Origin of the sequence: Streptomyces sp. NPDC006872 (assembly GCF_040635845.1) — a bacterium.
Taxonomy (GTDB): domain Bacteria; phylum Actinomycetota; class Actinomycetes; order Streptomycetales; family Streptomycetaceae; genus Streptomyces.
Genome location: NZ_JBEYIL010000013.1, coordinates 16,090 through 34,441, shown reverse-complemented (window position 1 = coordinate 34,441; position 18,352 = coordinate 16,090). Strand labels below are relative to the sequence as shown.

At 71.0% G+C, this 18,352-nt stretch carries 16 protein-coding genes; 5 read left to right on the top strand and 11 right to left on the bottom strand.

The annotated features are described in order from the left end of the window. Nucleotides 1–143: 143 nt before the first annotated feature. From ABZ725_RS33505 to ABZ725_RS33495, 3 genes are read left to right on the top strand one after another with little or no spacing between them, the layout of a single operon-like run. Nucleotides 144–803, top strand: coding sequence for a hypothetical protein (locus tag ABZ725_RS33505; RefSeq protein WP_358806250.1), 660 nt, complete (start codon nucleotides 144–146; stop codon nucleotides 801–803). A 33-nt stretch (nucleotides 804–836) separates the two neighbouring features. Further along, nucleotides 837–1,421: a DUF6529 family protein gene (locus ABZ725_RS33500; RefSeq protein ID WP_358806249.1), complete on the top strand. Its 585-nt coding sequence runs from the start codon at nucleotides 837–839 to the stop codon at nucleotides 1,419–1,421. Beyond that, a complete protein-coding gene (locus tag ABZ725_RS33495; RefSeq protein WP_358806248.1) occupies nucleotides 1,418–1,843 on the top strand; it encodes a Rieske (2Fe-2S) protein in 426 nt (141 codons plus the stop codon). The genes ABZ725_RS33500 and ABZ725_RS33495 overlap by 4 nt, the downstream gene beginning before the upstream one ends. Nucleotides 1,844–1,867: 24 nt before the next feature. On the opposite strand, the gene ABZ725_RS33490 is transcribed toward ABZ725_RS33495, so the two are convergent. From ABZ725_RS33490 to ABZ725_RS33440, 11 genes are all read right to left on the bottom strand, one after another. Beyond that, nucleotides 1,868–2,890 (bottom strand): ADP-ribosylglycohydrolase family protein, encoded by a 1,023-nt coding sequence (locus ABZ725_RS33490; protein ID WP_358806247.1) that lies wholly within the window; start codon nucleotides 2,888–2,890, stop codon nucleotides 1,868–1,870. Then, complete coding sequence (locus ABZ725_RS33485) at nucleotides 2,887–3,618, bottom strand: NUDIX domain-containing protein (RefSeq protein ID WP_358806246.1); 732 nt, start codon at nucleotides 3,616–3,618, stop codon at nucleotides 2,887–2,889. The genes ABZ725_RS33490 and ABZ725_RS33485 overlap by 4 nt, the downstream gene beginning before the upstream one ends. A 116-nt stretch (nucleotides 3,619–3,734) precedes the next feature. After that, nucleotides 3,735–4,856 carry a pseudouridine synthase gene (locus ABZ725_RS33480; protein WP_351915269.1) on the bottom strand — a complete coding sequence of 374 codons (1,122 nt, stop codon included), beginning with the start codon at nucleotides 4,854–4,856 and terminating at the stop codon, nucleotides 3,735–3,737. Then, entirely contained in the window at nucleotides 4,856–5,425 is a 570-nt protein-coding gene (gene scpB / locus ABZ725_RS33475) for an SMC-Scp complex subunit ScpB (RefSeq protein ID WP_351915313.1), read from the bottom strand. Before scpB ends, ABZ725_RS33480 begins: the two co-directional genes overlap by 1 nt. 56 nt (nucleotides 5,426–5,481) lie before the next feature. Further along, nucleotides 5,482–6,528 (bottom strand): segregation/condensation protein A, encoded by a 1,047-nt coding sequence (locus ABZ725_RS33470; protein ID WP_358806245.1) that lies wholly within the window; start codon nucleotides 6,526–6,528, stop codon nucleotides 5,482–5,484. 18 nt (nucleotides 6,529–6,546) lie between these two features. Then, nucleotides 6,547–7,110: a hypothetical protein gene (locus ABZ725_RS33465; RefSeq protein WP_358806244.1), complete on the bottom strand. Its 564-nt coding sequence runs from the start codon at nucleotides 7,108–7,110 to the stop codon at nucleotides 6,547–6,549. Then, a complete protein-coding gene (locus ABZ725_RS33460; RefSeq protein ID WP_351915275.1) occupies nucleotides 7,095–8,231 on the bottom strand; it encodes a ParA family protein in 1,137 nt (378 codons plus the stop codon). The genes ABZ725_RS33465 and ABZ725_RS33460 overlap by 16 nt, the downstream gene beginning before the upstream one ends. A gap of 436 nt (nucleotides 8,232–8,667) precedes the next feature. After that, complete coding sequence (ald, locus tag ABZ725_RS33455; protein WP_358806243.1) at nucleotides 8,668–9,792, bottom strand: alanine dehydrogenase; 1,125 nt, start codon at nucleotides 9,790–9,792, stop codon at nucleotides 8,668–8,670. Between the two features lie 137 nt (nucleotides 9,793–9,929). Then, the gene (locus ABZ725_RS33450; protein ID WP_358806242.1) at nucleotides 9,930–11,996 is read right to left on the bottom strand and encodes a tetratricopeptide repeat protein; all 2,067 of its coding nucleotides are present in this window, start codon (nucleotides 11,994–11,996) and stop codon (nucleotides 9,930–9,932) included. Nucleotides 11,997–12,167: 171 nt separating this feature from the next. Next, nucleotides 12,168–12,794 carry an NUDIX hydrolase gene (locus tag ABZ725_RS33445; RefSeq protein ID WP_358806241.1) on the bottom strand — a complete coding sequence of 209 codons (627 nt, stop codon included), beginning with the start codon at nucleotides 12,792–12,794 and terminating at the stop codon, nucleotides 12,168–12,170. Between the two features lie 154 nt (nucleotides 12,795–12,948). Beyond that, nucleotides 12,949–14,613: a CTP synthase gene (locus ABZ725_RS33440; protein WP_358806240.1), complete on the bottom strand. Its 1,665-nt coding sequence runs from the start codon at nucleotides 14,611–14,613 to the stop codon at nucleotides 12,949–12,951. A gap of 469 nt (nucleotides 14,614–15,082) precedes the next feature. On the opposite strand from ABZ725_RS33440, the gene ABZ725_RS33435 reads away from it, so the two are divergent. Both ABZ725_RS33435 and ABZ725_RS33430 read left to right on the top strand, forming a co-directional pair. After that, nucleotides 15,083–16,885 carry a glycoside hydrolase family 15 protein gene (locus tag ABZ725_RS33435; RefSeq protein WP_351915315.1) on the top strand — a complete coding sequence of 601 codons (1,803 nt, stop codon included), beginning with the start codon at nucleotides 15,083–15,085 and terminating at the stop codon, nucleotides 16,883–16,885. Between the two features lie 68 nt (nucleotides 16,886–16,953). Further along, on the top strand, nucleotides 16,954–18,336 hold the full coding sequence (locus ABZ725_RS33430; RefSeq protein WP_358806239.1) for an FAD-binding oxidoreductase: 1,383 nt from the start codon (nucleotides 16,954–16,956) through the stop codon (nucleotides 18,334–18,336). Nucleotides 18,337–18,352: the final 16 nt, after the last annotated feature.

Here is an 18,352-nt window from a genome sequence, read left to right as displayed (position 1 = left end):
CAGGCGGCGTCGGTCGGGTGCGCGCCGCCCGCGTGCCGAGACGGAAACACCCCCAACACCCCCATACGCCCTTTACGACGGGTGCGGGCTGCGCTCTCATGTCAGTCTGACGGCAGGACACCCGCTATCGGGGAAGGCCCGACATGAAGCGTCCAGGACCCCTGCTCACCCTTCTCGCGGGACTGGTGCTCGGCCTGTTCCTGCTGACGCTCAACGCGACGACAGGGACGAAGACCGCCTCGTCCGCGCAGGAGGAGAAGTCACCGAGCCCGACCCCCACCCGCAGCGTCGCCGCGCCCACCCCGACGCCCACCCCGACGCCCACCCGCGCCCAGGTCCTCGACGCCGACTACTCCGGCCACACCGACGACAAGGCGGCGACGGTCGGCGTCAAGGTCCGCAACGGCAAGGCGGTCGCGTACTTCTGCGACGGCGCCACCAAGGAGTCCTGGCTCAGGGGTCCGGTACGGGACGACGGCACGATGATGCTCACCGGGAAGAACGGCGCGAAGCTGGACGGCACGCTCCAGGACGGCAGGCAGATCGACGGCACGGTCGACGTCGGCGGCGGGCACTACACCTTCACCGCGGAGAACGCGAAGAAGCCGGCCGGGCTCTACCGGGCGACGGCCACCGTGGCCTCCACGAGCATCGACGGCGGCTGGATCGTCCTGAAGGACGGCAGCCAGGTCGGCATCGTCACCCGTGACGGCAAGCCCTCCGCCGCGCCCCGCATCGACCCGGAGACCGGAGCGGTGACGATCGACGGCGAGCAGCTCACGGCACTCCCCGTAACCCCCTGACCCCTTCGAGCGCCCCGTCGAGCAGGGAGCATCATGACCGCCGATCCGAACGCCGCCACCCAGGACTTCCCCGCCCCCGAGCCCTCCGAGCGCCCCCCGAACCCGGCCCGCTACCTGATCCCGGCGCTGGTCGCCGCCGCGGTGGCGGTCGCCCTGGGCGTGTACGGCAAGGTCCACGATCCGGCCGGGACGGCCTTCAACCTGGCCGGGTTCAGCAGCACCGGCGCGGTGAAGTCATGGCTGGCGACGGCCGCGATGTTCTTCGCGCTGGTCCAGATCGTCTCGGCGTCGATGCTGTACGGGAAGCTGCCGGGGCCGCCCTGGTCCGGCACCCTGCACCGCTGGTCGGGCCGCGTGGCCTTTCTGATCGCGGTCCCGGTTGCGGTGCACTGCCTCTACGCGCTTGGCTATCAGACATATGAATCGCGCGTTCTGTGGCACTCCGTCCTGGGTTGCTTCTTCTTCGGCGCCTTCAGTGCAAAGATGCTGCTGCTCCGCTGGGAGCGACTCCCGGGATGGCTGCTGCCGATCGTCGGCGGACTCGTCTTCGCCGCGCTCACGATCATCTGGCTGACCTCGGCCCTCTGGTTCTTCCGCACGTTCGGAGTGACGACATGACTTCCCCCGCTACACGACGCACGGTTCTCCTGGCGACGGGCGGCGCGGCGGCTGCGCTCTCGGTGGGCTGCAGCAACTACGGCGACGAGAACAACAGTTCGTCCTCGTCCGAGAAGACGTCGGGCGCCGCCGCCGGTCAGGAACTGGCCAAGACGACCGACATCCCCGTCGGCGGCGGCAAGATCTTCGCCGACGAGAAGGTCGTCGTCACCCAGCCGACGAAGGACGACTTCAAGGCGTTCTCCGCGGTCTGCACCCATCAGAGCTGCCTGGTCGGCAGCGTCTCCGACGGCATCATCCACTGCCCCTGTCACAAGAGCGAGTTTCGCATCGCCGACGGCTCGGTGGCCGGCGGCCCGGCGCCCAGGCCGCTGCCCGCCGAGCAGATCACGGTCGAGGGCGGCGCGATCAAGCTGACCTGAGCGGCAGGCCGGCGTCCCGGGGGGTCACTGGTCCCAGAGCGCCCCGAGCGTCACCAGCTCCCCCTGGTACTCGATCCGGTCCGCCCACGCCCTCGGCCAGGCGTCCGCCCCGGCGTACGCGCCCGCGAAGGCGCCCGCCAGACAGGCGATGGAGTCGGAGTCCCCGGAGGTGCAGGCGGCCCGGCGCAGCACGGTCACCGGCTCGTCGGGGAAGAGCAGGAAGCACAGCAGACCGGTGGCCATGGCCTCCTCGGCGATCCACCCCTCCCCCGTGGCCAGGCACGGGTCGGTCTCGGGCGAGGGGTCGCGCAGGGCCTCCTGAAGCCGGTCCAGCATGCCCAGGCACTCGTCCCAGCCGCGCGCGATGAACTGCTCCGGACCGGCGTCCTGGCTGCGGGTCCACAGGTCGCCGAGCCAGCGGTGGTAGTAGCGGGTGCGGTTCTCGACGGCGTACGAGCGCAGCAGCCCGATCAGCGCGGACGGGGCCGCGCCGTGCGCGAGCAGCCGTACGGCGTGGGCGGTGAGGTCGGAGGCGGCGAGCGCGGTGGGATGGCCGTGGGTGAGACCGGCCTGGAGCTGGGCGCCGCCGGCGCGCTGCTCTTCGCTGAGCCCGGGGGCGAGTCCGAGGGGCGCGACCCGCATGTTGGCGCCACAGCCCTTGGAGCCGATCTGGCTGGCGTCCTGCCACAGACGCTTGTCGTCCTCCAGCAGCGCGCAGGCGGTCAGGCAGGTGTTCCCCGGCGCCCGGTTGTTGTCCGGGGACCGGTTCCAGGCCACGAACTCCGCGCGCAGCGGCCGCTCCACCCCCGACGGCATGAGCAGCCCCCGGTCCATGGCGGTGCGCAGGGCCCGTCCCACCGCGAGGGTCATCTGGGTGTCGTCGGAGACGAAGGCGCGCTGGGGCAGTTCCATCTCCCGCCACGGCCCGCACTTGGCGATGATCGACGGGACGTCGTTGAACTCCGTCGGGAACCCGAGGGCGTCGCCCAGGGCGAGGCCCAGCAGGGAGCCGGTGGCGCGCTTGCGGACTGTGGTCGAGGTGGTCATGCGGATCGTCCTTCCCGGGGCGGTCGCAGCAGGGGCGGGTGGAGCGCGGCGGCGGCGCCCGCGCGGTAGAGGGCGGCGGGCTTGCCGCGGCCTCCGGTCAGCCGTGCGGCCCCCGGGACGGGCTCCACGAAGCCCGGGGTGGCGAGCACCTTGCGACGGAAGTTGGGGCGGTCCAGACCCGTCCCCCACACCGTCTCGTAGACCTGCTGGAGTTCCCCGAGGGTGAACTCGGGCGGGCAGAAGGCGGTGGCGAGGCAGGTGTACTCGAGTTTGCCGCCGACCCGGTCGTGGGCGTCGGCCAGGATCCGGTCGTGGTCGAAGGCGAGCGGCTCGACGTCCTCGTACGGCATCCAGCGCGCCTGCGTCGCGTCGCCGCCGCTCATCGGCTCGGGCGCGTCGGGCAGCAGGGCGGCGAAGGCGACCGACACGACACGCATCCGGGGGTCGCGACCGGGCTCGCTGTAGGTGCGCAACTGCTCCAGATGCAGCCCGGAGACGTCCTTCAGGCCGGTCTCCTCGGCGAGTTCGCGCCGGGCCGCCGTCTCCGCGGACTCGTCCGGCAGCACAAAGCCCCCGGGCAGCGCCCACCGTCCGGCGTACGGCTCCTGGCCGCGCTCGACGAGCAGCACATGCAGGAGGCCCGCGCGCAGCGTGAGGACGGCGAGGTCGACGGTGACGGCGAAGGGCTCGTGGGCGTACTTGTCGTAGCCGGCTCCGTGGCCCTGCATGGCGAACACCCCCTCTTTAATAGTCAGGACGACTATAAAAAGGGGGTGTGCTCACGCACAAGTGCTCAGCGAGCACTTGAAGAGCCCTTTAGAGGCCGACCAGAGGTCGACTTCGCCTAGAGGTCGACTTCCTGCATCAGCATGCCGACCTCGGTGTTGGACAGCCGTCGCAGCCAGCCCGACTTCTGGTCGCCCAGGGTGATCGGCCCGAAGGAGACGCGCACCAGCTTGTCGACCGGGAAGCCGGCCTCCGCCAGCATCCGGCGCACGATGTGCTTGCGCCCCTCGTGCAGGGTCACCTCGACCAGGTAGTTCTTGCCGGTCTGCTCGACGACCCGGAAGTGGTCCGCGCGCGCGTAGCCGTCCTCCAGCTGGATGCCGTCCTTGAGCTTCTTGCCCAGGTCGCGCGGGATCGGGCCGACGATGTGCGCGAGGTAGACCTTCTTCACGCCGTACTTCGGGTGGGTCAGCCGGTGGGCCAGCTCGCCGTGGTTGGTGAGCAGGATGACGCCCTCGGTCTCGGTGTCGAGCCGACCGACGTGGAACAGCCGCGTCTCGCGGTTGGTCACGTAGTCGCCGAGGCACTGTCGGCCCTCGTTGTCCTCCATCGTGGAGACGACGCCGGCCGGCTTGTTCAGCGAGAAGAACTGGTAGGACTGGGTGGCGACCGTCAGGCCGTCGACCTTGACCTCGTCGTTCTCCGGGTCGACCCGCTTGCCCTGCTCCAGGACGATCTCGCCGTTGACCTCGACCCGCGCCTGCTCGATCAGCTCCTCGCAGGCCCGCCGGGAGCCGTAGCCGGCGCGCGCCAGGATCTTCTGCAGCCGCTCGCCCTCCTGCTCGGCGCCGGGGAAGGTCTTGGGCAGTTTGACGTCCTTCTTGCCCGCGTACCGCTCGCGGTTGCGCTCCTCGGCCCGGGCGTCGTACTCACGGGAGGTCGCGGGCGCCCAACGCCCCCGTCCGGTGCCCGGGGACTGCTTCGGGCGGCCCTTGGCGCCGCCGCGCGCCGAAGCGCCGCGCCCGGACTTGGGGCCTTCCGGGGAGGCGCCGGGGCCCACGTCGTAGCGGCGCTCCTCGGGGCGGGGCTTGCTCGGCCGGCCGCCCTTCTTGTCGTCGCGGTTGCCACCGGCGCCACGGGGATTACCGCGGCCCCCGCTGCTCCCGCCGCGGCCGCCGCTGTTGCCACCACGGCTCCCGCCGTTGTTTCCGCTGCTGTTCCTGCCGCTGCTGCTTCGCATCAAAGTTCCGTCTTGTCGTCTGCGTCCTCGGAATCCGGAGCGTCCGGATCGAACGACGGGACCCCTTCCAGCGTCTCGGCCTCGATCGCCTCCGCCTCGGGGAGGAAGGGCGCGAGCTCCGGGAGCTCGTCCAGGCCGCGCAGGCCCATCCGCTCCAGAAAGTAGTTCGTCGTCGTGTACAGGATCGCACCTGTTTCGGGTTCCGCGCCCGCCTCCTCGACCAGACCGCGCTGCAGGAGGGTGCGCATCACACCGTCGCAGTTCACTCCGCGCACCGCGGAGACCCTGCTGCGGCTGACCGGCCGACGGTACGCGACGACCGCCAGCGTCTCCAGCGCGGCCTGCGTGAGACGCGCCTGCTGGCCGTCCAGGACGAAGCCCTCGACGGCCGCCGCGTACTCGGGCCGGGTGTAGAACCGCCAGCCGCCTGCGACGAGCCTGAGCTCGAAGCCGCGGCCCTGCACGGTGTACTCGTCGGCCAGCTCGCGCAGCGCGTCCGCGACCTTTCGCCGGGGCCGCTGGAGGATCTTCGCGAGGTGCTCCTCGGTCGCGGGCTCGTCGACGACCATCAGGACGGCCTCCAGGGCCGGCTTGAGATCCAGTGCGGCGACGGTCTCCTCGCTGCTCACTTCTCCGTCTCCTTCGCGTCCTTCTCGGGCTCCTCGGGCGGCCGGTCGAACTCGTCCGTGACCAGGGGCTGCGCGTCCGTGTCCCCGCCGGTCCAGCGCACCAGCAGCTCGCCGAGCGCGGTCTCCTGGTCCAGGGCGACGGCCTTCTCCCGGTACAGCTCCAGCAGGGCGAGGAACCGGGCCACGACGGTGAGGGTGTCGTCGGTGTCGTCCACCAGCGTCCGGAAGCTGGCCTCGCCGAGCTCCCTGAGCCGTGCGACGACGATCCCCGCCTGCTCCTGCACGCTCACCAGCGGCGCGTGGATGTGGTCGACGTACACCTGCGGCTTCGCCCTGGGCTGCATCGCCTTGACCGCGAGCTTCGCGAACCCCTCCAGGCCGATGCTGATGACCACCTCGGGCAGCAGCTCGGCGTGGTGCGGTTCGAGACCGACGGTGCGGGGGTAGCGGCGGGCCTCGCTCTCCAGGCGGTGCGTGAAGATGTCGGCGATCTGCTTGTAGGCCCGGTACTGGAGCAGCCGGGCGAACAGCAGGTCGCGGGCCTCCAGCAGCGCCAGGTCGGCCTCGTCCTCGACCTCGGCGGTGGGCAGCAGCCGGGCCGCCTTGAGATCGAGCAGCGTGGCGGCCACGACCAGGAACTCGGTCGTCTGGTCCAGGTCCCAGTCGGGCCCCATCGCCCGGATGTGCACCATGAACTCGTCGGTGACCTTCGACAGCGCGACCTCGGTGACGTCCAGCTTGTGCTTGGAGATCAGCTGGAGCAGCAGATCGAAGGGCCCCTCGAAGTTGGCGAGCCGAACCTTGAAGACCCCGTCGGAAGGTTCCGGGGGTTCAGGGGGCGCCGGGGCTGCCAGGGGTTCCGGTGGCGCCAGGGGCGCTGGGGGTTCCGGGGGCTCGGCTGTGGACGGCACCGCCTCGGGCGGCGGAGGCGAAACGACCGGCTCGGGCGGCGCCGCTCCCGGACCTCGTCCCAGCGCACGCCTGCGGCCGCCGGCTGCGCCGCCGGAGGCAGATGCGGGGGCGGGAACGTCGTTCGAGGTCATGGCCCCCGCAGGCTACCGCTACCGCCCGCGCAGCCGTCGTACGAGGATGCTCGCGTCCCCGCGGCTCTCCAGGTCGGCGAGGACCACGGCGACCGCCTCGCGGACGATGCGCCCCCGGTCCACGGCCAGACCGTGTTCGCCGCGGAGCACCAGCCGGGCGTGCTCCAGGTCCATGAGCTCCTCGGCGGAGACATAGACGGTGATCTTCTCGTCGTGCCGTTCCCGGCCGCTGGGCCGGCGGGCCGCCTGCCGTCCACGCTTGCGGGACTGGCCGTCGGCGGAGACAGAACCTTCCTGCGCGTCCGGACGTCGCTCCGCGCGCTCTCCGGTGGCGCCCCTGGTGCCGGGTTGTCCGGCGTCGGCCGCCGCATGCTCGGCGCCCTCGCCGTCGCCGCCCTGCGCGGGCACGGACTGCGGCGCGTCCTCCGCGCCGCCGGCCGCCACCCCGTCGCTCTCACCGGCCGGCCCGGGCACCCGGGCCTCACCGTTGGCGGAGCGCCGGGGCGCGGACGGCTGAAGCGCCATTCCCCCTGTCGTACGGAAGAGTTCGTCGGCCCCCGGCAGACTCACTCGGCGTGACACCGGGCGAGCACCTCCCTGGCGAGCTGACGGTAGGCGGCCGCGCCGACGGAGTTGGAGGCGTACGTGGTGATCGGCTCACCGGCGACCGTGGTCTCCGGGAAGCGGACCGTGCGCCCGATGACCGTGTGGTAGACGTGGTCGTCGAACGCCTCGACCACCCGCGCGAGCACCTCGCGGCTGTGCACGGTGCGCGAGTCGTACATCGTGGCGAGGATCCCGTCGAGCTCCAGATCCGGGTTGAGCCGCTCCTGGACCTTCTCGATGGTCTCGGTCAGCAGCGCCACACCTCGGAGGGCGAAGAACTCGCACTCCAGCGGCACGATCACCTTGTGGGCGGCCGTGAGGGCGTTGACGGTGAGCAGGCCGAGCGAGGGCTGACAGTCGATGACGATGTAGTCGTAGTCGTCCATCAGCGGCTTGAGCGCACGCTGGAGCGTGGACTCGCGCGCGACCTCGGAGACCAGCTGGACCTCGGCGGCCGACAGGTCGATGTTGCTGGGCAGCAGGTCCATGTTGGGGACCGCGGTCTTCAGGAGCACCTCGTCCGCCGCCATGCCCCGCTCCATGAGCAGGTTGTAGACGGTGAGGTCGAGCTCCATCGGATTGACGCCGAGACCGACCGACAGCGCGCCCTGCGGGTCGAAGTCCACGAGCAGCACGCGTCGTCCGTACTCCGCGAGCGCGGCACCCAGGTTGATGGTCGACGTCGTCTTGCCGACGCCGCCCTTCTGGTTGCACATCGCGATGATCGTCGCGGGGCCGTGATGGGTCAGCGGGCCCGGGATCGGGAAGTACGGCAGCGGGCGTCCGGTCGGACCGACGCGCTCACGGCGCTGTCGGGCCGCGTCGGGCGCGAGCGTGGCCGCGTACTCCGGATCCGGCTCGTACTCGGCATCGGGGTCGTAGAAGTGCCCGTCGGGCAGTTCGTCGTAGTCGGCGAAGTGGTTGTGGGGCGCGCCACTTCCGTCGCCGGCCATGGCGTTCACGTGATGGCCATCCATGCTCTGGTGTGCTGACAGAGCCATATGGGGGCTGCTCTGGCTCTGGTGGGCTGCGAAGGTTCGGACAGCGACGGAGCCGACAGCCTCGAGCCCCACGGGACCCGGGTCCCGCAACGGCATTCCTGGTTGACCACCCCCGGGAGCAAATGTCGACTCATTCACAAGTCGTCTTACCTCCTTGGTGACCAGGAAACTTCTAGACAAGGTCAGCGTGGCACCATGCCGACGGTTGGCGACTCTATGGCGTGTCGGGCGTCCGCAGCAACACAATCCGCCGGACCCGGCCCGATGTGTCGGCAATGAAACATCCCGCTGTCAAGGGCGTACGGCCGTCGCACGGCAGGTTTCACCGGTGTGCGAATCGGTCGAAGGGTTACGTTCGAGGCGAGTTGGCCGAGAGCCGCAAAGTGACCATACACACATCCGGCCGGACCTTGTCGGGCAAGGTCCGGCCGGGCGCGCGAGGTTGACGACCTCTGTTGACGTATCGCCTTTTGCCTTCTGCCGACTTGGCCCGCAGGCCGGGCAAAACGGCTCGACGAGAGGCCGCCGGCGGTCAGCCGAGCAGGGACTCCAGCTCCACGTGCTCCAGGCCGTGCGCCTGCGCGACCTCGCGGTAAACGACCTTGCCGTCATGGGTGTTGAGCCCCTTGGCCAGGGCGGGGTCCCGGCGCAGCGCCTCCACCCAGCCCCGGTCGGCGAGTTCGACGATGTAGGGCAGCGTGGCGTTGGTGAGCGCGTAGGTCGAGGTGTTGGGGACCGCGCCGGGCATGTTGGCGACGCAGTAGAAGACCGAGTTGTGGACCGGGAAGGTCGGCTCCGCGTGGGTGGTCGGACGGGAGTCCTCGAAGCAGCCGCCCTGGTCGATCGCGATGTCGACAAGGACACTTCCGGGCTTCATCCTGGACACCAGCTCGTTGGTGACCAGCTTCGGGGCCTTGGCGCCCGGGATGAGGACGGCGCCGATGACGAGGTCCGCCTCGAGGCAGGCCTTCTCCAGCTCGAAGGCGTTGGAGACGACGGTCTGGATCTTCGTACCGAAGATCTTGTCGGCCTCCTTGAGCTTGTTGATGTCGCGGTCGAGCAGCGTCACGTGGAAGCCCATGCCGATGGCGATCTGCGCCGCGTTCCAGCCGGACACACCGCCGCCGATGACGACCGCCTTGGCGGCCAGCACGCCCGGGACACCGCCGGGCAGCACACCGCGGCCGCCGTTGGCGCGCATCAGGTGGTAGGCGCCGACCTGGGGGGCCAGCCGGCCCGCGACCTCGGACATCGGGGCGAGCAGCGGCAGCGCGCGGCTCGGCAGCTCGACGGTCTCGTAGGCGATCGCCGTGGTGCCGGACTCGACGAGGGCGTCCGTGCACTCCTTGGAGGCGGCCAGGTGCAGGTAGGTGAAGAGCGTCTGGTCCTTGCGGAGGCGGTGGCACTCCTCCGCGATGGGCTCCTTGACCTTCAGCAGCAGGTCGGCGGTGGCCCACACCTCGTCGGCGGTCTCGAGGATCCGCGCGCCGGCGGCCACGTACTCCTCGTCCGTGATCGACGAGCCGACACCGGCGTTGCGTTCGACGACGACCTGGTGCCCGTGGCGCACGAGTTCGTGCACACCGGCGGGGGTGATGGCCACCCGGAACTCGTTGTTCTTGACCTCGCGGGGGATGCCGACCTTCACGTCGATCACGGTCCTTGGCTCAGGGGGTGTGGGGGCACAGCAGAAGACATTCCCGGAGGTACAGGGCGCACCGGGATACACCGCAGGAGAAGGTGCGGCAGAGCCAGTCTAATGAAGGCGTTCCCTCTGTCTAGCCTTTCATTGCATCAATCTTCAGCAGATGTACTACGGATTTCGCAGGTGTTAGCGCCGTGTTCCGGCCTTTCTGGCTCTGGATCGCGGTCCGGGAGCTCCTCTCCCAGGATGCGCTCGGCCGCGCCCCGGTGCAGACGGGCCGCCGTCGGGTCCCCGAGGCGCTCCAGGGTGTCGGCCAGCCTCAGCTGCACCGCGGCCTGCAGACGCGTGTCCTCGGCGCGCCTGGCCCACTCCACGGCCTCCTGACAGGTACGCAGCGATTCCGCGGGGCGGCCCGCGTACTCCTGGACCCTGGCCAGCTCGCTCAACGCCCGTGCGTGCGCGCCGACATCGCCGTTCTTGCGGTGCCCGGAGACCGCGGCCCGCCAGGCCCGCTGCGCCTCGCCGTAGCGGCCCGCGTAGGTGTGCGCGGTGGCGATGCGGCCGTAGAGGCGGGCGGCGTCCGTGCGCTCGTCCCGTGCCTGCCGCTGGGCGAGGGCCCGGCCGTACCAGTCGGCGGCCCGGTCGTAGTCCCCGAGCTCCAGGTGGGCGCCGCCTACGGATTCCATCGCGCGGCCGATCGCGTAGGGGTCGTTCGCCTCGCGTCCGGCGTCCAGGGCGGCCCGGTAGCGCACCAGCGCCGCCGCCGTGCGGCCGGTCCGGGCGTCCACGTCGGCGAGGTTCAGCAGGGCGGCGGCCTTCTCCCGGGGCAGCCCGCGGCGCTCGGCCACGTCCAGCACGAGCTGATGGACGCCGTACAGGTCGGGCGCCGCCGCCTGGGTGCCGAAGTGCGCGACCATCGCCCTGACCAGCTGGGACATCAGACGGCGGGCGAGGGTGTCCAGCTCCCCGTCGGCGACCGCGAGCCGGGCCGAGGCGAGCAGGGCCGGGCGGCGGACGCTCAGCCACTCGGCGGCCGCGCGCGGGGTGGGGAAGCGCAGGGCGCGGGGCATGCCCTGGAGCTTCTCGCGGGCCTGGGGGTTGTCGGTCTCGGTGATGGCCCGGCAGGACTGCAGCAGCCGTACCGTCCGCTCCAGCATGCGGGCGCGGGCCAGCTGGAGCTCGGCCGGGCGGTCGTGGGTCTCGGCGGCGGCGCGCAGCAGCGGGTACAGGCAGCCCGGCACCTCGTACTGGGGCAGCGGGGAGTCCACGGCCCGCAGCAGGCCGATGGCGGTGAGGTCGTCCAGGGTGGTGCGGGCGGCGCCCACCGAGCAGCCGGCCAGCGCGGAGGCGGTGTGCGGGTCGGCGAGGCCGGCCGGGGCGAGACAGAGCAGTCGCAGTATCCGGGCGGCCGGGGCGGGCAGGGCGGCGTGCACGAGCCGGAAGATGCGGCTGAGCGGGGTGCCCTCGTCGCCCTCCGCGTGGAGTTGCTTGGCGAGGTCGGCGACGGCCGCCTTCGGGCGGGCGGCGAGCCAGCCGCCGGCCAGGTTCAGCGCGGCGGGCTGGCCCTGGCAGGCCTCCACCAGGCCCTCGGCGGAGAGTGGGTCGACGGTGACGCGGACCGAGCCGGTGTACCGGGTCAGCAGCTCGAGGGCGGACTTGGTGTCCAGGCCGCCCAGGGTGCAGGGGCGGACGTCCGCGATGCCGGTGAGCGGTCCGGCGGAGACGGCGACGAGCAGGCACTCGGGGGTGTCGGGGAGCAGCGCGTCGACCTGTTCGGCACCGGCCGCGTCGTCGAGCAGGAGCAGCACGCGCCGCTCGGCGAGGGCCTCGCGCAGGATGGCCGCCAGGTCGTCCTCGTCGGCGCCGGGCGGGGTCGGCACGTCCAGCGCGGCGAGCAGTCCACGGGCGGCGCGCTCGACCGGCACGGGGGTGCCGTCGGGCTCGGCGAGGCGGGCGCGCAGCACCCCGTCCCGGTAGCGGTCGGCGACCTGGCGGACGAGTTCCTCGGCGAGCGCCGTACGGCCGGAGCCGGGCCGGCCGGCGATGAGCAGGACCCGCGCGCGGGGGGCCTTCTTCCCGGAGATGGTGTCCAGCCCCGCACGTTCGATGTCGGCGCGCAGTTCCTTCAACTCCCGGGTACGGCCCAGGAAATGGCCCTCTGTCGCAGCGTGTCCGGACAGCTGCGCGCCGCCTGTGTCCACTGCCTGATCCGTCACGGGCCACACTCCCGTCCCACCGCACGCGCAAGCCCGCCGGGACTCCGGATCGGGCGATTCCAGAGCCTAGTTCACGCTCTGCGACGTTCCGGGAGGAGCACGGCGGGCCACGAGCGAGACATCCCCCGATCGGATCAGCCGATGGTCACACCGGGCAGGGGTGCGGCGGCCTCACGCCTCGAACGGCCGCGCCGGCCAGGGCGCCTCCGCCGGGCGCAGCGCGTCGAGACCTGCCCCGCCGCGCGCCGCGATCAACGAGAGGACGCCCACGACGAGGCAGTTGCTGTGCAGGTCGCCCGCGAGCACACCCCGGACGAGCTCCTCGACCGGCACACGCGCGTGCTCCATGTCGGCCTCCTCGTCCTCGACCTCGAAGCGCTCCCCGTCGGCCTCGGACAGGTTCCGGGCCAGGAAGACGCGTACGGACTCGTCGCAGCCGCCCGCGGTCGGGTACACGTCGGTCAGCACCCGCCAGTCCTCGGCCTTGACGTGCGCCTCCTCGTACAGCTCGCGCTGGGCCGCGTGCAGCGGGTTCTCGCCGGGCACGTCGAGCAGGCCGGCCGGGATCTCCCAGAGCTTGTGCAGCACGGGGTGGCGGTACTGCTTGATGAGCAGGACACGGTCCTCGTCGTCGAGGGCGAGGACGGCCACGGAACCGGGGTGCACCTGGTAGTCCCGGCGGACCACCGAACCGTCGGGCATGACCACCTCGTCCGTGCGGACGGAGGTCTTGTTGCCCACGAACGGGGTCTCGCTCGCCCGGATCTCCCACGCCTCGGGGGTGTCCTTGATCGTCATGCCCTGTCCTTCCACACGCACAAAACGAGACCGGCCGGAGAAGCCCGGCCGCGAAACCGGCCGAAGACGAAAACCGGCCAAATAAAAACGGAAAAAAGAAGCCGGGGCGCTCACCTTTGAAGGGATGCACCCCGGCCACCGTACAACTGGTGTGTTACTCAGAAGCCTTGCTCGCCTCGACCGTCCGCTGGACCGCCGCCTTCACCAGACCGGCGAACAGCGGGTGCGGGCGCGTCGGCCGCGAGCGCAGCTCGGGGTGGGCCTGGGTGGCGACCAGATAGGGGTGGACGTCACGGGGGTACTCGACGTATTCGACCAGCTTGCCGTCCGGGGAGGTGCCGGAGAACTGGATGCCCGCCTTCTTCTCGAGCTCGGCCCGGTAGGCGTTGTTGACCTCGTACCGGTGCCGGTGCCGCTCCTCGACGTACTCCTTGCCGTCGTACACCTCACGGACGATGGAGCCCTCGGCCAGCTTGGCCGGGTACATGCCCAGTCGCATCGTGCCGCCCATGTCGCCCTCGCCGGCCACGATGTCGAGCTGCTCGGCCATGGTGGAGATCACCGGGTGGGCGGTGGCGGGGTCGAACTCGGTGGAGTTGGCGTCGGCGATGTCGGCCAGGCTGCGCGCCGCCTCGATCACGATGCACTGCAGGCCGAGGCAGAGGCCGAGCAGCGGGATCCTGTTCTCGCGGGCGTAGCGGATCGCGCCGACCTTGCCGAGCACACCGCGGTCGCCGAAGCCGCCCGGGATGCAGATGCCGTCCACGTCGGCGAGCTGCGCCTTGGCTCCGGCCGGGGTCTTGCAGTCGTCGGAGGTGACCCACTTGATCTTCACGCGAGCCTTGTTGGCGAAGCCGCCGGCGCGCAGCGCCTCGGTGACCGAGAGATAGGCGTCCGGCAGGTCGATGTACTTGCCGACCAGGGCGAGGGTGATCTCGTGGTCGGGGTTGTGGACGCGGTCGAGCAGGTCGTCCCAGGTCGTCCAGTCCACGTCGCGGAACGGCAGGTCCAGCTTGCGGACGACGTAGGCGTCCAGGCCCTCCCGGTGCACGGTCTTCGGGATGTCGTAGATCGAGCGGGCGTCGGGGCAGGCCACGACGGCGTCCTCGTCGACGTCGCACATCAGCGAGATCTTGCGCTTGATCGCGGTCGGTACCTCGCGGTCGCAGCGCAGCACGATCGCGTCTGGCTGAATACCGATGTTCCGAAGGGCCGCGACCGAGTGCTGGGTCGGCTTGGTCTTCAGCTCGCCCGAGGGACCGATGTACGGCAGGAGAGAGATGTGAACCACGAAGACGTTGTCCCGGCCGACCTCGTGCCGCACCTGGCGGACGGTCTCCAGGAACGGCAGCGACTCGATGTCGCCGACCGTGCCGCCGACCTCCGTGATCACGACGTCGACCTCGTCCGTCGCCATCCGGCGGATGCGGTGCTTGATCTCGTTGGTGATGTGCGGGATGACCTGGACGGTGTCGCCCAGGTACTCGCCGCGCCGCTCCTTGGCGATCACCGTGTTGTAGACCTGGCCGGTGGTGACATTGGCGGATCCGTCGAGGTCACGGTCGAGGAAGCGCTCGTAGTGGCCGATGTCCAGGTCCGTCTCGGCGCCGTCGTTGGTGACGAAGACCTCACCGTGCTGGAAGGGGTTCATCGTGCCCGGGTCGACGTTCAGATACGGGTCGAGCTTCTGCATCACGACCCGCAGACCCCGCGCCTTGAGCAGCATGCCCAGGCTCGAGGCCGTCAGACCCTTGCCGAGCGAGGAGGCGACACCCCCGGTGACGAAGATGTGCTTGGTCGTCGTGGATTTGGGCGTCATGGCCAAGAGGGGGCTCCCGTGGTCGCGATTCGAGGGTGCGGTTCGGGGGCTTCGAGACCACCGGTCCACGGGCTACCAGGGTATCAGCGCCTCGGGGAGATGGCTTCCGGCCACGCTCCGCGCACGGCCCGACACGGGCGGCCGCTCCCGCACCGGTTTCTCACCCGGTGCTCACCCGTTCGGCCCACCCAGGTTGCCGAGAGCGGCACGCAGATCATCTACGTGCGTCGTATCCTGCTCGGACACTCGCTGCCGAGCCCGGCCGGCAAGACGGCACACCCCAGCCCGTATCCCACCGGAACAACGAGAGCTCGTCAGTTCGTTGAGCAATAATCGGCGTTTTGCCTATTCGGCTGAGCGGCTGCTTTGCTTCAGCGCTCAACGACGCATTACAAACGACCCCTTGACCGCACTAGCGACAGCCCCCGTTCCACACGGGGGTGACGTGGCCGTTCGACTGGAGTTGCACGTGGCCGGGCGCATCGAAGACTACGCACTCATCGGAGACATGCAGACCGCTGCCCTGGTCTGCCGTGACGGGACAGTGGACTGGCTGTGCCTGCCCCGCTTCGACTCGCACGCGATCTTCGCCGGTCTGCTCGGCACGGAGGAACACGGCTTCTGGCGCCTCGGCCCCGCGCACGCCTCCGACGCCAAACCGCCGACGGCCGCCCGGCGCACCTACCGGGGCGACTCGCTGATCCTGGAGTCCGAGTGGGACACCCCGCGCGGCACGGTCCGGGTCATCGACTTCATGCCGCCCCGTGACGGCGCGCCCCAGCTGATCCGGATCGTCGAGGGCGTCTCGGGCCGCGTCCCCATGCGCTCCACCCTGCGGATGCGCTTCTCCTACGGCCGGGTCGTCCCCTGGGTGCACAAGCACGAGGGCCGCACGGTGGCCGTCGCGGGCCCCGACTCGGTGTGGTTCGACACCGACTGCGAGACCTACGGCAAGTCGCTGACGACCTACGCCGACTTCACCGTCGCCCCCGGCGACCGGATCGCCTTCACGATCTCGTGGGAGCCCTCGCACAAGCAGCCGCCCCCGCTGCCGGAGCCCGAGCAGTCGCTGCAGGCCACGGAGGACTTCTGGCGCGAGTGGGTCGAGCACTGCACGTACCACGGCCCCTACCGCGAGGCCGTGATCCGCTCGCTGATCACGCTGAAGGCCCTGACGTACGCCCCCACCGGCGGCATCGTCGCCGCGCCGACGACCTCCCTCCCGGAGGACATCGGCGGCGTCCGCAACTGGGACTACCGCTACACCTGGCTGCGCGACGCGGCCATCACCCTGTCCTCGCTGCTGCGCACCGGCTACCGCGAGGAGGCCCGCGCCTGGCGCGAGTGGCTGCTGCGCGCGGTCGCCGGCGACCCCGAGAACCTGCAGATCATGTACGGCATCGCGGGCGAGCGCGAGCTGGGCGAGGCCGAGCTGGACTGGCTGCCGGGCTACGAGAACTCCGGCCCCGTCCGAGTCGGCAACGGCGCGGCGCACCAGCTCCAGCTGGACGTCTACGGCGAGGTCACCGAGGCCCTCCACCTGGGCCATATGACGGGCCTCGCCCGCAACGACTACGCCTCCCTGCTCCAGCTCAAGCTGATCCGCTACCTGGAGCGGCACTGGGACGAGCCGGACGAGGGCATCTGGGAGGTGCGCGGCCCGCGCCGCCACTTCGTGCACTCCAAGGTCATGGCCTGGGTCGCGGTCGACCGCACGATCAAGCTCATCGAGTCCGGCGACGCCGACGGCCCGCTGGAGCGGTGGCGCGAGCTGCGCGACGACATCCACCGGGACGTGTGCGAGAAGGGCTACGACAAGGAACGCAACACGTTCACGCAGTCCTACGGCTCGAAGGAGCTGGACGCCTCCCTGCTGCTCATCCCGCAGATGGGCTTCCTGCCGCCGGACGACAAGCGGGTCATCGGCACCATCGAGGCGATCCAGCGCGAGCTGTCCACCGAGGACGGCTTCATCCTGCGCTACCCCACCTCGGGCGGCGACGAGGGCGTCGACGGCCTCCCCGGCGACGAGGGCGCGTTCCTGGCCTGCTCGTTCTGGATGGCGGACGACCTCGCGATGATCGGCCGGGTGGACGAGGCCCGCAAGCTCTTCGAGAAGCTGCTCTCGCTGCGCAACGACCTCGGTCTGCTCGCCGAGGAGTGGGACCCGCGCCTGCAACGCCAGGTCGGCAACTTCCCGCAGGCCTTCAGCCACGTCCCGCTGATCGACACGGCGCTGCGACTGACGGCGTCGGGCGCGTACGGCGGCTGAACAGGCCGGCCGGAGCCGGTCCGCCTAGGCTGGGTAGGTCATAGCCCCTGCACGAAAGGGGGCGCCCCATGGCCTCCCCGTCGAAGGCGGGCACGGCTCTCGCCGCGCTGCGCGAGGATCTGGTCGGCGACGTGTTCGCCCCGCAGGATCCGGGTTACGACGAGGCCCGGACGGTCTTCAACGCGATGATCGACCGCCGTCCGGCCGTGATCGCCCAGTGTGTGGACGAGTCGGACGTCGTGCGGTCGGTGCGCTTCGCCCGTGACCTCGATCTGCCGATCGCGGTGCGCGGCGGCGGGCACAGCGTCGCCGGCATGGCGCTGGGCGACGGGGCCGTGGTGGTGGACCTGCGCCATATGCGCGCGGTCACCGTCGATCCCGCCGCCGAGGCGGTTCGGGTCGCGGGCGGGGCCACGATGAGCGACCTGGACCACGCTTGCCGGCCGCATTCGCTTGCCACGACCGGCGGCCGGGCCTCCACCACCGGCGTCGGCGGTTTCGTCCTGGGCGGCGGCACCGGCTGGCTGGACCGCTGCTTCGGCCTCGCGGTCGACAACCTGCTCGGCGTCGAAGTGGTCACCGCCGAGGGCCGACGGGTCCACGCGAGCGCCGACGACCATGCCGACCTGTTCTGGGCGCTGCACGGCGGCGGCGGAAACTTCGGCATCGCCACCGCGCTCACCCTGAAGCTGTACGAGCTGCCCGAGTTCTCCATCGCGCTGCTGCTGTACCTGCCGGAGTTCGGCCCCGAGGTCACCCGCACCTACCGGGACGTGATCACGGCGGGCCCGGACGAGGCGAGCGGCGCGGTGCTCTATCTCTGCGGCCCGCCCGAGGAGTTCGTCCCGCCGCACCTGGTCGGCAGCCTGCTGTGCGGTGCGCTGCTGACGTACGCCGGCAGCGAGGGCGACATGCGCAAGGTGGCCGAGCCGCTGCTGGCGCTGCCGCACGAGGCGGAGGTCGTCGGCGCGATGCCGTACGTGGACGTGCAGTGCATGCTCGACGACCCGCCGGGCATGCGGAACTACTGGTCGGCGGAGTACCTGACCGGCGCGCCCGACGACTACGTGGACGTCTACTGCGCCCGCGGGGAGTCCCTGCCCGTGCCGTCGGGCACCCTGCACGCGCTGTTCCCGCAGGGCGGGGCGATCGCGGCCGGACCGCACGAGTACCCGGTCCCGTACCGGGACGCTCCGTGGGGCGTGCACCCCTTCGGGCTCTGGGAGGACCCGGCCGACGACGCGCGCTGCGTCCAGTGGGTCCGGGACGTCCGGGCCGACGCCCAGCCGTGGAGCACGGGCGCGGTCTACCTCAACTTCATCGGCGACGAGGGCGCCGACCGGGTCGTGGCCGGCATGGGCGCCGAGAACGCCCGGCGGCTCGCGGACGTGAAGCGGTCCTACGACCCCGACAACGTGTTCCGCTTCAACCACAACATCAGGCCGGCCTGAGCACGCCCCCGGGCGG